The 13,596-nt window shown below is 73.5% G+C and carries 9 protein-coding genes; 6 read left to right on the forward strand and 3 right to left on the reverse strand.

What is annotated here, in order from left to right:
* Positions 1-198: 198 nt before the first annotated feature.
* Positions 199-1,197 (reverse strand): esterase/lipase family protein, encoded by a 999-nt coding sequence (locus ACFVDP_RS11400; protein WP_383486879.1) that lies wholly within the window; start codon positions 1,195-1,197, stop codon positions 199-201.
* A 395-nt stretch (positions 1,198-1,592) separates the two neighbouring features.
* Between ACFVDP_RS11400 and ACFVDP_RS11405 the strand changes: the two genes are divergently transcribed.
* Entirely contained in the window at positions 1,593-2,030 is a 438-nt protein-coding gene (locus ACFVDP_RS11405; protein ID WP_383486883.1) for a cobalamin B12-binding domain-containing protein, read from the forward strand.
* Positions 2,031-2,463: 433 nt separating this feature from the next.
* Here the strand turns inward: ACFVDP_RS11405 and ACFVDP_RS11410 are convergent, their stop codons facing one another.
* Complete coding sequence (locus ACFVDP_RS11410) at positions 2,464-4,098, reverse strand: DUF5691 domain-containing protein (protein ID WP_383486886.1); 1,635 nt, start codon at positions 4,096-4,098, stop codon at positions 2,464-2,466.
* Positions 4,099-4,195: 97 nt separating this feature from the next.
* Positions 4,196-5,572 (reverse strand): SWIM zinc finger family protein, encoded by a 1,377-nt coding sequence (locus ACFVDP_RS11415; RefSeq protein ID WP_383486889.1) that lies wholly within the window; start codon positions 5,570-5,572, stop codon positions 4,196-4,198.
* 211 nt (positions 5,573-5,783) lie between these two features.
* Here ACFVDP_RS11415 and ACFVDP_RS11420 point away from each other — a divergent pair, with 211 nt between their 5' ends.
* From ACFVDP_RS11420 to ACFVDP_RS11440, 5 genes are all read left to right on the forward strand, one after another.
* Positions 5,784-6,905 carry an AAA family ATPase gene (locus ACFVDP_RS11420; protein WP_383486891.1) on the forward strand — a complete coding sequence of 374 codons (1,122 nt, stop codon included), beginning with the start codon at positions 5,784-5,786 and terminating at the stop codon, positions 6,903-6,905.
* Positions 6,902-9,154 carry a DUF5682 family protein gene (locus tag ACFVDP_RS11425; RefSeq protein WP_383486893.1) on the forward strand — a complete coding sequence of 751 codons (2,253 nt, stop codon included), beginning with the start codon at positions 6,902-6,904 and terminating at the stop codon, positions 9,152-9,154. The genes ACFVDP_RS11420 and ACFVDP_RS11425 overlap by 4 nt, the downstream gene beginning before the upstream one ends.
* A gap of 236 nt (positions 9,155-9,390) precedes the next feature.
* Positions 9,391-10,572, forward strand: coding sequence for a vWA domain-containing protein (locus ACFVDP_RS11430; RefSeq protein WP_383486896.1), 1,182 nt, complete (start codon positions 9,391-9,393; stop codon positions 10,570-10,572).
* 72 nt (positions 10,573-10,644) lie between these two features.
* Positions 10,645-11,667 carry a hypothetical protein gene (locus ACFVDP_RS11435; RefSeq protein ID WP_383486899.1) on the forward strand — a complete coding sequence of 341 codons (1,023 nt, stop codon included), beginning with the start codon at positions 10,645-10,647 and terminating at the stop codon, positions 11,665-11,667.
* A gap of 106 nt (positions 11,668-11,773) precedes the next feature.
* Positions 11,774-13,048 (forward strand): hypothetical protein, encoded by a 1,275-nt coding sequence (locus ACFVDP_RS11440; protein WP_383486902.1) that lies wholly within the window; start codon positions 11,774-11,776, stop codon positions 13,046-13,048.
* Positions 13,049-13,596: the final 548 nt, after the last annotated feature.

Below are 13,596 nucleotides of genomic sequence, written 5' to 3' on the forward strand. Positions count from 1 at the left end.
TTCGCCTCGACAACAGGGGCTGCCAGAGCAGTGCGGCGACTGTACCCGGCAGTACGAGGGCGCGACAATCTTCCGCAGGTTTCCCCTCCCGCGGAAACGGGCAATCGGCCGTCTTTCGGTGGACTGTGGGCACAGCTTTGGCGCTGAGTTCGAGAAACGTTCGACCTCAGCGCCGTGTTGCGTGCCGTCGGAGCGTCGTCAGGCCACCGTCAGACCGCCGACCGAGTCGGCGGCGCGCGCTCCTTCCGTGGTCGGCGCGGCGTCGAGGATCTGCCGGACACCGGCCGCGACCGCGGGATGCACCGGCAGCGCCAGATGTCCGATGCCGGTCACCCGCACGTTCTGCACGAGCAGGTCGGGGTGGTCCACGCAGGCCGTCTCCAGCGGAACCATCAGATGGTCGAGGTCGCTCCAGAAACTCACGAACCGGGTCCGGCAGCCGGGCGCCGGCTCCTTCAACTCCTCGATCACCGACGAGCCGGGGCGCATCTGCCGCACGATCGGGTGCGCGTCCGCGAGCGGCGCGACCCGGGTGCCCGCGTGCGGGGTGCCGAGCGTGACGAGGGTGCGGACACGCTCGTCGCCGCCGAGCCGCTGCACGTAGTACCGCGCGATGAGGCCGCCCAGGCTGTGCCCCACGATGTCGATCCGCTGCTGCCCGGTGCGCTCGCACAACTGCGTCACATGCCGGGCGAGCAGCGTGGCCGCGGCGCGGATGTCGCAGGTCAGCGGCGAGTAGTTGAGCGACTCGACCGGCTGCCCGCCGTGCTGGGCCAGCGACCGGCGCAGCAGGACGAAGATGGAACGGTTGTCGATGAAGCCGTGCAGCAGGAGAACCGGGGGCTTCGCCGGGGCGGGCAGGCGTGGCGCGGCGGTCGTCGCCGCGGGTTCCGCGGGTTTCTTCTGATCCGCCAGATCCGTCAGTTCCGCCAGTTCCGCCAGTTCCGCCAGTTCCGTCGGATGCGTCGGATCCGTGGGGTGCTCCGGTGCCGGGCCCGCGTCGTGCGGCGGTACGGGCGGGAGGGCCGGTGGCCTTGGCCGTTCGGGGAGGATGCCCGAGGGGTAGAGGAGCAGATGCCCGGCCAGGATGGCCAGCTCCAGCGCGGTCGCCTTCAGCAGCGCCATCGAGAGACCGGCCAGTCTCGTGGGCATCAAGTGGCAGTGCGGGCGAAAGGGCAGCGCCCTCGTGACCTTCATCGGTCGACCTCCCGTCGGCGCACGGAGGCCTCGCTGTCCCCCGTGTGCACTCCTGGGGAGCCGGCCGAGCAGGCGGATGCGCCGCGGGCCGATGTTCCGACTCATCGGTCCGTGCGAGTCGGTCCGCGCGACGACGGGAGCACCGTGCCACCGTGCCGTGCGGCTGACGGCGCGGTGGCGCGGCGATCTCGTAGCGGCTCCCCTCGCGCCCGTCCCGGATGTGGCCGATGAGCCACCCAGCGGGTATGCGGCGCGCAGCGAACGTGTCCCACCGTGTGATTTCCCCCTCGGTCCGCACCGTGAAACGGGCGGTTGCGGGATGCTGTCGATAACGTTCGTTCACTTCGGTTGTCCGCGAGGGGATATCCGGGGGCAGTCGCTTCTGGGAGGCAGTGATGGGTGTGGCAGCCGCTCCGATCCGCGTGGTCGTCGCGAAGCCTGGGCTCGACGGCCACGATCGCGGGGCCAAGGTGATCGCGCGTGCCCTGCGCGACGCCGGTATGGAGGTCATCTACACGGGGCTGCACCAGACGCCCGAGCAGATCGTGGACACCGCCATCCAGGAGGACGCCGACGCGATCGGTCTCTCCATCCTCTCCGGCGCGCACAACACCCTCTTCGCGCGCGTCATCGAGCTGTTGGCCGAGCGGGACGCCGCCGACATCAAGGTGTTCGGCGGGGGCATCATCCCCGAGGCCGACATCGCGCCGCTCAAGGAGAAGGGCGTCGCGGAGATCTTCACGCCCGGGGCGACGACGGCGTCGATCGTGGACTGGGTCAGGACAAACGTACGACAGCCCTCCGGGGGTTCGGCGGTTCTGGGTTCGTCGTAGGACGCGGCGCGGGCAGTCCCCTCAGGTTGTCGGTCGACTGCGGCCCGGTGGGGCTTCTCGCGCAGTTCCCCGCGCCCCTGGAGATGCGCACTTCGTGCGCGACCTCCATCAAGGCGCGCCATCTGCCCCAGGCGGAGGCGCGCCACCCACCTATGGCCGAGGCGCGCCACCCACCCCTGGCGGAGGTGCGCCACCCACCCCTGGCGGAGGCGCGCGGAGCGCAGCCTCCGAGGGGAGGCGGCGCGAAGCGCCAGCCTCAGGGGCGCGGGGAACTGCGCGAGAAGCGGCCACCGGCCCGCGCACGACCGACAACCCGATAAGGGGCGCGGGGAACTGCGCGAGAAGCGGCCACCGGCCCGCGGACGAACGACGATCCGGGATCAGCCACGACGGGCCCGCGCTCGGCGACGAACACCCCGCCCGGGGCCACGGCTCAGGCCGACTGTTCGCCGGCCGGGGCCAGTTCACCCGCCATCGCCCGGCGCAGCCGCAACGTCCCGGCCAACCGCTGAAACGCCTCCCCCCAATACCCCCCGGCCCCCGGCGCCGACCCTTCCGGCTCCTCCACGGCGGCCGTCAGCGCTTCCAGACGCACGACCTCCGAGGGGTCGAGACAGCGCTCCGCCAGCCCCATCACCCCACTGAAGCTCCACGGATAACTCCCCGCGTCCCGCGCGATGTTCAGCGCGTCGACGACGGCCTGCCCCAGCGGTACCGCCCACGGCGTGGCACACACCCCGAGCAACTGGAACGCCTCGGAGAGCCCGTGCGCCGCGATGAACTGCCCCACCCACTCGGCCCGTTCATCCCGCGGCAACGCCGTGAGCAACTTGGCCCGCTCCGCCAGCGATACGGCGCCGGGCCCCGCCGCCCCGGCCGCCGTCGCGGACCCGAGCAGCGCCCGCGACCACCCGATGTCGCCCTGGCGCACCGCCGCCCGGCACCACGCGGCATGCAGCTCGCCCTGCCAGTCGTCGGCCACCGGCAACGCCACGATCTCGCGCGCGGAGCCCCCGCCGAGCCGGTCCGGCCAGCGGTCCAGCGGTGCGGCCTCCACCAACTGCCCCAGCCACCAGGACCGCTCGCCCCGGCCCGCCGGCGCCTTGGCGACGACTCCGTCACGCTCCATCGCCGGATCGCATTCGTGCGGTGCCTCGACGGTGACCGTCCCCGTCGCCCGGTCGAGCGCCACGCACGACAGGGCCCGGTCCGCCATGCGCCCGGCGAGCGCGGAACGCGGCAGCGCCGAGAGCAGCTCCGCGGCAGTCGCCCGCACGTTCCTGCTGCGGTCGCCCAGCGCCTGCTCCAGGAAGGGCTCGTCCGCGTCGCCGAGTCCGGTGCGCAGGGAGTCGAGGAACATCAGCCGGTCCTCGGCGCGCTCCGTGCTCCACGTGCCCGCGAGGAGCGTGCGGGCCGCCCCGGGATCGTGCGCGCGGACCGTGGAGAGCAGCGCCACCCGCTCCGCGAACAGGCCCTCCTCCCAGAGCTGCCGGACCCGCTCCGTGTCCTCGGGGGCGGGCAGTGCCGCGCTCGCGCCGGGAGTGGCGCGCAGCGCGAACTTCCAGTCCGTGTTGAGCCGGCCCAGCCACAGGGCGCGCGGCCCGGCGAAGGCGAGGGCCTGGGGACGCAGATCGGTGCGGCCGCGGGCGGCGTCGAGCAGCGCGGGCAACAGCTCGGGCGGTGCCGCGTAACCGTGGCCGTTGGCCGCGGCCAGCCATTGCGGGAGCAGTTCGAGCAGGTCGGGAGTGGAGCCGCGGCGAGTGGTGCCGGTGCCGGGGCGGTCGGTGAGCAGCATCGCAAGCCTTTGGCGCGCGGCGGCGGGCAGCGGCGGGCGCGGGTCCTCGGCGGCGGGCTCGGGCGGCGCCACGGCGGGCGCCGGACGCAGACCCGCGCGGCGCCGCACGGTCTGCGCGGCGGCCTCGTCGAGCAGAGCGCGCGGACTGGTGGCCGAACGCCGCTCCGTGCCGAGCAGAGCAGCCGTGACGAGGCCGTCCCAGGTGTCCGCGGATTTCTGACCGGTCGCCGTGTTGGCTGTGGCCACGGTGGTGGTCGTGGTGGTCGGCGTCATGCTGGTTCCTCTTCCTTTCTGCTGGGCTTTCTGTCGGGCCTTCTGTCGGGGTTTCTATCGGGACCGAGAACGGGACAGGGGAGGTCGTGGCGCCCCTTCAGCACAGCGATATGACCTCACCGGCGGCCCCGGTCCAGGTGGCCAGCGGGCGGAACCCCCGGTGTCCGCACTCGCCGAACACCGTCACCGGCGCCCCGCCGGACACCGCGGCCAGCCGCCACAGCCCGGACGGCGCCGCCTGCGGGACCAGCGGAAGCGCCGACTTCCTCTCCACGTCGGCCAGTTGCCAGCCCCCGCCGTCGGGGTCCCGGGCCGGTATGACGTCCGCGAGGGTCACCGGCCACGACTCCAGCCAGGGATCCGCCGTCAGCGCCCGGCCGTACGCCGCGAGCGCCGCGCCGACATCGACTCCCGCCGGGCGGACGCCCTGCGGCCGGGCCGTCCCGAACTGCTCGCCCAGCTCCACCCGCAGCGTCCCCGCCCCGGGATACCCGGAGACCGACGCGTCCAGGGTCAGACCGGCCGGCAGGGCCAGCGCCGGGGCGCGGCCCGCGGCGCCGTAGGAGAGGAGGAGCGCGGTGCGGTGCGACGCCGCGCCGTACAGCCATATGCGGCGCGTGGTGAGGTGGCCGTCCGCCGAGTCGTACTGGGCCAGGATCAGCCAGTCGTCCCGCTGCGGGGGCTGCTCGGCCGACGCCGACAGGCCGACCCGGGAGCGGACCGTGGCCGCCAGGTCCTCGGGCAGCTCGGCGCGGTGCAGCCAGCCCTGATCGAGAAGATGGAGCAGCGCGCACTCCTCCAGGAGCCGCACCGGCCAGCCGGCACCGGAACCCGGTATCGCCCCCAACTCCCGCACGCGCGAGGCGAGTCCGGGTGCCTGCGCGTCGACCATGCGGGCCGCCGTCTCCTCCCACAGTCCGTACCCGGCCCGCTCCGCCTGCGCCAGGCCGCCGCGCAGCAGGTCGGTCAGGCGCTGCTCAAGCTCGGTGGCGCCCGCGGTGATCCGCTCCGCGCGCCGCTCCGCCCTGCGCCGGACCGCCTCCGCGTCGGCCGGCGCGCTCCCGGCGCCGTCCGGCGTCTCCTGCGCGGTCCGCTTCTGCGCCGCCCGCTGTCTGCGGCCGGCCAGCCACTGCTCCGTCCACTCCGGCGGCGCCTGCCCGGCCGGCACCTGCTGGTCGCCGCCCGACCAGAGCAGCAGCAGTCCCAGCGCGTGCTTGCACGGGAACTTCCGGCTCGGGCAACTGCACTTGTACGCGGGGCCGCTGCCCGCGCCGTCCCCGCCCGTGTCGACGATCGTCTGGTACGGCTTGCTGCCGCTGCCCTTGCACAGTCCCCACACCGCCCCCTCGTCCGAACTCCCGGTCTGCGACCAGGGTCCCGCTGTCCCGAGCTTGCTTCCCGCTTTGCGTGACGCGGCGTCAGGCGCCAGTGCAAGCACCTGGTCCGCCGTCCAGCGCACCCCCTGCTGAGTCATGTCTCCGACGGTAGGTCCCGCCACTGACAATCCCTCAGGAGGCCGCTCTGACCTGCGGTGATCGCGTCCGCGAGGTCGATTGTCAGTGGCGTGGTGCACCGTGGAATCCAACGCGCGGCGAAGGCGGTCGGACCGTCCCGTCGTGCTGGTGCGAGCTGGGCGATTCGAAGTGATGCGACACGCGTTGGGCGTGAGTTGGAGGGGGACAGCCATGACCGTTTCTGTCGAGGAGCAGGCCGGGTCCGACACCGGGGACCAGGCGCTGCGGCCGCACGCCGAGCATGCGTTCGCGCACGAGCTCGCCGCGCTGGCCGCGCAGGACGACCGGCCGCGGCCGGCCCGCTGGCGGATGTCGCCGTGGGCCGTCGCCACGTATCTGCTGGGCGGCACGCTGCCGGACGGCACGGTGATCTCGCCGAAGTACGTGGGGCCGCGGCGCATCGTCGAGGTGGCCGTGACGACCCTCGCGACCGACCGGGCGCTGCTGCTGCTCGGCGTCCCGGGGACCGCGAAGACCTGGGTCTCCGAGCATCTCGCCGCCGCCGTGAGCGGCGACTCGACCCTCCTGGTGCAAGGCACGGCCGGCACCCCGGAGGAGGCCATCCGCTACGGGTGGAACTACGCGCAGCTCCTGGCGCACGGCCCGAGCCGGGACGCCCTGGTGCCCAGTCCGGTCATGCGGGCGATGGCGGAGGGCATGACGGCCCGGGTCGAGGAGCTGACCCGCATCCCCGCCGACGTGCAGGACACCCTGATCACGATCCTCTCCGAGAAGACCCTGCCGATACCGGAGTTGGGGCAGGAGGTACAGGCGGTGAGCGGGTTCAACCTGATCGCGACGGCCAACGACCGGGACCGTGGGGTCAACGAGCTGTCGAGCGCGCTGCGCCGCCGGTTCAACACGGTGGTGCTGCCGCTGCCCGCGAGCGTGGAGGCGGAGGTCGACATCGTCTCCCGCCGGGTCGAACAGCTCGGCCGTTCCCTGGAGTTGCCCGCCACACCCGACGGGATCGACGAGATCCGGCGCGTCGTCACCGTCTTCCGCGAGCTGCGCGACGGCGTGACCTCCGACGGACGTACGAAGATCAAGTCGCCGAGCGGCACCCTGTCGACGGCGGAGGCGATCTCCGTCGTCACCAGCGGCCTGGCCCTGTCCGCCCACTTCGGGGACGGCGTGCTGCGCCCCTCGGACATCGCCGCCGGCATCCTCGGCGCCGTGGTCCGCGACCCGGCCGCGGACCGGGTGGTCTGGCAGGAGTACCTGGAGGCCGTGGTGCGCGAGCGGGACGGGTGGAAGGACTTCTACCGGGCCTGCCGCGAGGTCAGCGCATGACGGGCCCGCTGCTGCTCGGCGTGCGGCACCACGGGCCGGGCTCGGCGCGTGCCGTGCGGCGCGCGCTGGACGAGACGGGCCCCGCGGCCGTGCTGATCGAGGGGCCGCCCGAGGCGGACGCCCTGGTGCCGCTCGCCGCCGAGCCGGACATGCGGCCGCCGGTCGCGCTGCTCGCCCATGTGGTGGACGAGCCGGGGAAGTCGGCGTTCTGGCCGTTCGCCGAGTTCTCGCCCGAGTGGGTCGCGATCCGCTGGGCCCTGGACCACGGCGCACAGGTCCGCTTCATCGACCTGCCCGCCGCCCACAGCCTGGCGCTGCGCGACGAGGACGCCCCGGACCAGGAGGCGCGCGAAGAGGATTCCGTACGCGTCGACCCCCTGGGCGTCCTCGCCGAGACCGCCGGGTACGACGACGCGGAGCGCTGGTGGGAGGACGTCGTCGAGCACCGCGAGGGCGACGCGTTCGCCGCGCTCGGCGAGGCGATGGGCGCGCTGCGGGAGTCGTACGGGGACGGCGGGCACAGCCGCGACCTGGTGCGCGAGGCACACATGAGGCTCCGGATAAGGGCCGCCCAGCGCGAGTTCGGGTCCGGGGACGAGGTCGCCGTCGTGTGCGGGGCGTGGCACGTTCCCGCGCTGCGCCGGAAGACGCCCGTCGCCGCCGACCGGGCGCTGCTCAAGGGGCTGCCGAAGGCGAAGGTCGACATGACGTGGGTGCCGTGGACCCACCGGCGCCTCGCACGCGCCAGTGGCTACGGCGCGGGCATCGAGTCGCCGGGCTGGTACGGGCATCTGTTCGGCGCTCCCGACCGGCCCGTGGAGCGGTGGCTGACCAAGGTCGCGGGGCTGCTCCGCGCCGAGGACCGCATCGTGTCGTCCGCCCATGTCATCGAGGCCGTCCGGCTCGCCGAGACCCTCGCCGTGATGCGGGGCAGGCCCCTCGCGGGCCTGACCGAGACGATCGACGCCGTGCGGGCCGTGCTCTGCGAGGGCTCCGACGTTCCGCTCGCGCTGATCCACGACCGGCTGGTGGTCGGCGACGACCTGGGCGAGGTGCCGCAGAGCGCGCCCGCGGTGCCGCTCCAGCGCGACCTCGCCAAGCAGCAGCGTTCCCTGCGGCTCAAGCCGGCCGCGCTGGAGAAGGAGCTGGACCTCGATCTGCGCGGGGACACCGACGCCGCGCGCAGCCGCCTGCTGCACCGGCTGCGGCTGCTCGGCATCGCCTGGGGCGAACCGGCCCGGTCCGCGCGCGGTTCCACCGGCACCTTCCGCGAGAGCTGGCGGCTGCGCTGGGAGCCGGAGCTGTCGGTGCGCGTCGCCGAGGCCGGGGTGTGGGGCACGACCGTGCTCGCCGCCGCGACCGCCAAGGCGGAGACCGACGCCGTCGGCGCGTCCGCGCTCGCCGACGTCACCGCGCTCGCCGAGCAGTGCCTGCTGGCCGGGCTCGCGGACGCGCTGCCCACCGTCATGCGGGTGCTCGCCGACCGGGCCGCACTCGACGCGGACGTCGGCCATCTCGCCCAGGCGCTGCCCGCCCTGGTCCGCGCCCTGCGCTACGGCGACGTGCGCGGCACCGACACCGCCGCGCTCGCCGGGGTCGCGGCCGGCCTCGCCGAGCGGGTCTTCGTCGGACTGCCCCCGGCCTGCGCGGGCCTGGACGCCGACGCCGCCGCCGAGATGCGCGGGCATGTCGACGGGGTGCACGGGGCCGTCGCCCTGCTGGAGGACGCCGGGCTGCGCGACCGCTGGCGGGCCGTGCTGCGCACGCTTGCCGTACGGGACAGTGTGGCCGGGGTGATCCGTGGCCGGTGTGCCCGGATGCTGCTCGACGAGGGCGAGCTGACCGACGACGACACCGCCCGCCTGATGAGCCTCGCCCTGTCACCGGGCACGCCGCCCGCGGAGGCCGCCGCCTGGATCGAGGGGTTCGTCGGGGGCGGTTCGGGAGGCGGGCTGCTCCTCGTCCACGACGAGCGGCTTCTCGCGCTGGTCGACGGCTGGCTCACGGGGGTGTCGGACGACGCGTTCACCGATGTACTGCCTCTGCTGCGGCGGACGTTCTCGGCGTACGAGTCCGGGGTGCGCAGATCTTTGGGCGAGCTGGTTCGGCGCGGCCCGGGAAGTTCGGCCTCGGCTCCCACCGGGACCGGCCTCCCGCCCGGCTTCGCCGACGACCTCGACCAGACCCGGGCCGACGCCGTGCTGCCTGTCGTCCGGATGCTGCTCGGGGCCGGGGCCGGGGCCGGATGACGTTCTACCCGCGGCCCGGCGGGGGCTGGTCGCGCAGTTCCCCGCGCCCCTGGAAGCGAGCTTCGCTCGCCCAGGGGAGGCGAGCGCAGCGCAGCCTCCGAGGGGAAGGCGCGCGAAGCGCAGGCCTTCGGGGGCGCGGGGAACTGCGCGATCAGCCACGACGTGAGTGGCACTCGCGCACCGGGCCCCACCCGGCAGACGAGACGGCGTATCAACAACCAATTGGAGGTGGCGAGATGACGGAAGAGCGACTGCGGCGCTGGCGGCTCGTGCTCGGCGGTGACAGTGCCGACGGCACCGGACACCAGCTCGCCGGCAAGGACGCCGCGATGGACGGCGCCCTGGCCGCGCTCTACGGCTCCGGCCAAGGAAAGGACCGCCCCACCGGCGGCAGCCGAAGCGCGGGGCTCGGCGCCTCGGCCCCCTCCGTCGCCCGCTGGCTGGGAGACATCCGCACCTACTTCCCCTCCTCCGTCGTCCAGGTCATGCAGCGCGACGCCATCGACCGCCTGGGCCTGTCCACGCTGCTCCTCGAACCGGAGATGCTGGAAGCGGTCGACGCCGACGTCCACCTCGTCGGCACGCTGCTCTCCCTGAACAAGGCGATGCCGGAGACCACGAAGGAGACGGCGCGGGCCGTCGTCCGCAAGGTCGTCGACGACCTGGAGAAGAAGCTCGCCACCCGCACCCGAGCCACCCTCACCGGCGCCCTCGACCGCAGCGCCCGCATCAGCCGGCCCCGCCACCACGACATCGACTGGAACCGCACGATCGCGGCCAACCTCAAGCACTACCTGCCCGAGTACCGCACGATCGTGCCCGAGCGGCTCATCGGCTACGGCAGAGCCGCGCAGTCGGTGAAGAAGGACGTCATCCTCTGCATCGACCAGTCGGGTTCGATGGCGGCCTCCGTCGTCTACGCCTCGGTGTTCGGCGCGGTGCTCGCCTCCATGCACTCGATCTCGACCCGGCTGGTCGTCTTCGACACGGCCGTCGTCGACCTCACCGACCAGCTCGACGACCCGGTCGACGTGCTCTTCGGCACCCAGCTCGGCGGCGGCACCGACATCAACCGCGCGCTCGCGTACTGCCAGTCGCAGATCACCCGCCCCGCCGAGACGGTCGTCGTCCTCATCTCCGACCTCTACGAAGGAGGCATCCGCGACGAGATGCTGAAGCGGGTCGCGGCGATGAAGGCGTCCGGCGTCCAGTTCGTGACGCTGCTCGCACTCTCCGACGAAGGAGCGCCCGCCTACGACCGGGAGCACGCGGCGGCCCTCGCCGCCCTCGGCGCCCCGGCCTTCGCCTGCACGCCCGATCTCTTCCCCGACATCATGGCCGCCGCCATCGAGAAGAGGCCTCTGCCGATACCGGACGCGGCGGCGGAAACCGGGGGAGGAGTCGCGAACCGGATATGAGTAACCATCAGTAACAAGAGATGCCACGGGGCTTGCGCAGCCTCCCGCGTCCCGTGCGAGGATCGGCGGACCGTGATCTCCCCCGCCGTTTCCCTCGCCCCCGTCGTGCGCCCGCTGCGCGCGGTGGACGGTCGGCGTGCGCTGCAACTGGCGCTGCTGTTCGGCGGGTTGATCGTTCTTGGTCTGCTGTGCGCCGGCCGGGCCCAGGCGTCCGACTCTGTCGGGGGCGTCGTTCCGGGCGCGCGGCTCTCCGCCGACCCCGTCGAACGGGTCTCCGCCGAGCTGCATCTACCGGCATCCGCACAGCACCTCGCACAGCACCCCGTACAACCACAACACCCTGCACGGAAGCCCGTACAGAACTCCGTACAGAACTCCGTGCAGCACCCCGTTCGGGAGCCCGCACAGAACCCCGTACCGAACTCCGCGCAGAAGTCGGATGGGCGGCAGAAGGCGGTCGTATCCGGGCCGGGTAAGGGGGCTCCGCACGCTCTCCGCGCACCCGCCGCCGCTTCCGACATCGTGCGGCCTTTCGCCGGCACGGTTCGCTCGGCGGTGCGGCAAGTGGTCGAGCCAGTCGTGGTGTTGGCCGGTGAGGTGCGCGAGGCCGGGGGCGGGCTGGTCGGCGCGGTCGCGCGACCGTTGCCGTCCGGGCCGGTGCTGTTGCCGCAGCTGCCGGGGATCCCCGGTCCGCCCGGCGCGGGGGCCGAACCGCCTGCCGCGTCCGTCGGCACCGCCGATCCGCAGCCCGCGGCGCGCGGTGCGGCGCAGCACCCGACGGCGCAGCGGTCCGCCGGGGCCACGGGGGACGACCCCGCGTGGTTCGGCGGCGAGTCCGCGGCGGGCGGGCAGTCCGCGGTCGGCGCACGGCACGTCGAGGCACGGCCCGCGGCGCCTTCGGTGCCGCCCCGTCCCGACAACGCGCCGGTGGCGAACGCGTCCGTGGGGGACGGCGGTTCGACGCGCCACGGTGATCTGCACGCGGCGGCGTTCGGCAGCCGCGTGCCCGTTCTGCTGACGCCCGGCGCCACGGCGTCCGGCGACGCCCGGCCGGTGCTGGACCGGCTGCGCGAGATTCCTCGATTCCCCGGCTAGGGCAGCCCTCTCCCCGCTCGTGACCTGCCGCGCGGGGGCGGAACAGGTCTGCCCGACACCCGGAAACCACCGGATCATCGCCGGAATTCGAAGGAACCACGTACGCATGAACAAGAACATTCGCCGCTCCATCGTCATAGCCGCGGGCGTCTCGGGCGCCTGGGCGCTCGGCTCCGCCGCGGCCAGCGCCGACGAACTGCCCGCCCACTCGCTCTCCGTGCCGGACGTCGCCGCCGACGCCGTCGCCGACGTGCAGGACACGGCGTCGCAGGTCACGCAGGCGACCCGGACGACGCACGTGACGCAGAAGGCCGACGACACCGCCACCCACGCCGAGTCCACGGCCAAGGCAGCCACCAAGGCAGCCACCAAGACGGTCACCAAGGCAGCCACCAAGACCGCGACGAAGGCGGCCACTGACACGGTCACCGACACGGCGGCCGACACGGTCACCGACACGGCCACCCGCACGGTCGGCCACACGGCCGACAAGGAGACCGTCGCCAAGCCCACCGAGGCCGCCCACCAGGCCGCCGACGAGGTCGACTACCTGTTCGGCCCGCTCTCCGCCTTCGCCCCCGAACTCCAGCAGCGGACCGCGCAGCAGCTGCGCGACCAGGTCACGACCACCGAGCAGTTCGTAGAGGTGTACGCGCAGCACCCCGAGAACGCCCTCAACCTCCTGAGCGGCCTCAACGGCATCGACGCCCAGCAGGCCACCCCCTACGCCCGGACCACCGCGACCCCCGTCGTCGACGAGACCACCGGGGCCGTCCTGCCGCCGGTCGCGGCCACCGCCGTGCACGGGGTGCTGCCGGTCGTGGGCCAGGCCGTCGGTGACGTGACGGTGCTCGCGGACAACGCGGTCGTGGGCGACGTCGCACCGTTCGCGACCACCCTCGTCGGGGACGACGTCACGCCGTTCGCGGGCGGCGTCACCGGGCAGGTCCGGCCGCTGGCCGGCGGGGTCACCGGCGAGGTCACCCCGTTCGCGCAGGCGCTCGTCGGCGACGACGTGCAGCCGTTCGCGGGCGGTGTCGTCGGCGCCGTGCAGCCGCTCGTGCGGACGGTCGTCGACCACGTACAGCCCGTCGTCGGTGGCGTCACCACCAGCGCGCACGGTCTGGCGCAGGGCGTGACCGGTGACGTGACGCCGTTCGCGCACGGGGTCGTCGGGGAGAACGTCGCCCCGTTCGTCCGGACCGTCGTCGGTGACAAGGTGACGCCGCTGGCCGCCGGGGTCACCGGACAGGTCGCCCCGTTCGCGCAGGACGTCACCGGCACGGTCGCCGCCGACGCCCAGCCCCTCGCGGGCAACGCGGTCACCGGCGCGCACGGCGTCGCGGGTTCCGTCGCCCCGAGCTACGTGACCGGTATCTGACCGGTATCTGACCGACAGCGAGATCCCATAGCCAGATCCCGCAGCGAGATCCCACCGCCAGATCCCGCAACGAGATCCCGCAACGAGATCCCGCAACGAGATCCCGCAACGAGATCCGACAGCGGGATCCACGGAAATCCGGGCAAGAGTCCCGGGAGAGATCCCCGGTGATCTCGACAGAAGACCGACGCCACACAGGACCCGGACGGCCGAAAGCCATCGACCGGCCGGATCCGCAACCGGCGTGAAGGCGGGTGTCCCGTGGGGACGGGGCGCCCGCCGCGGGCCCACCACCGCACCACCGGGCCCCTTCGGGTGGCCTCACCGTGTGTACCCCCGCACGGTGAGGCTGCGGACGGCCGCCCGCAGACGCGACAAACAGCGGCACAAAAAGCGCGCTCTGTGACAGGTATCACCGCTCAGGTGTGATCTGCGATTTAGAAGGCACCGCTGACCGGCGATAGCCTGCGAGACGGACATGCCGCGTACCCGGCCACCGTGTACGCCTCCCTAGTGACAGCGGAGTCACAGTTGCCCATCGCGGCACG

This window comes from Streptomyces sp. NPDC057694 (assembly GCF_042799415.1).
GTDB lineage: Bacteria > Actinomycetota > Actinomycetes > Streptomycetales > Streptomycetaceae > Streptomyces.

Bases quoted from the DNA above. Each gene is read 5' to 3' on its own strand.
- ACFVDP_RS11410 (WP_383486886.1), bottom strand. From the start codon at position 4,098: ATGACGCCGACCACCACGACCACCACCGTGGCCACAGCCAACACGGCG.
- ACFVDP_RS11400 (WP_383486879.1), bottom strand. From the start codon at position 1,197: ATGAAGGTCACGAGGGCGCTGCCCTTTCGCCCGCACTGCCACTTGATG.
- ACFVDP_RS11440 (WP_383486902.1), top strand. From the start codon at position 11,774: ATGAACAAGAACATTCGCCGCTCCATCGTCATAGCCGCGGGCGTCTCG.
- ACFVDP_RS11425 (WP_383486893.1), top strand. From the start codon at position 6,902: ATGACGGGCCCGCTGCTGCTCGGCGTGCGGCACCACGGGCCGGGCTCG.
- ACFVDP_RS11415 (WP_383486889.1), bottom strand. From the start codon at position 5,572: ATGACTCAGCAGGGGGTGCGCTGGACGGCGGACCAGGTGCTTGCACTG.
- ACFVDP_RS11405 (WP_383486883.1), top strand. From the start codon at position 1,593: ATGGGTGTGGCAGCCGCTCCGATCCGCGTGGTCGTCGCGAAGCCTGGG.
- ACFVDP_RS11420 (WP_383486891.1), top strand. From the start codon at position 5,784: ATGACCGTTTCTGTCGAGGAGCAGGCCGGGTCCGACACCGGGGACCAG.
- ACFVDP_RS11430 (WP_383486896.1), top strand. From the start codon at position 9,391: ATGACGGAAGAGCGACTGCGGCGCTGGCGGCTCGTGCTCGGCGGTGAC.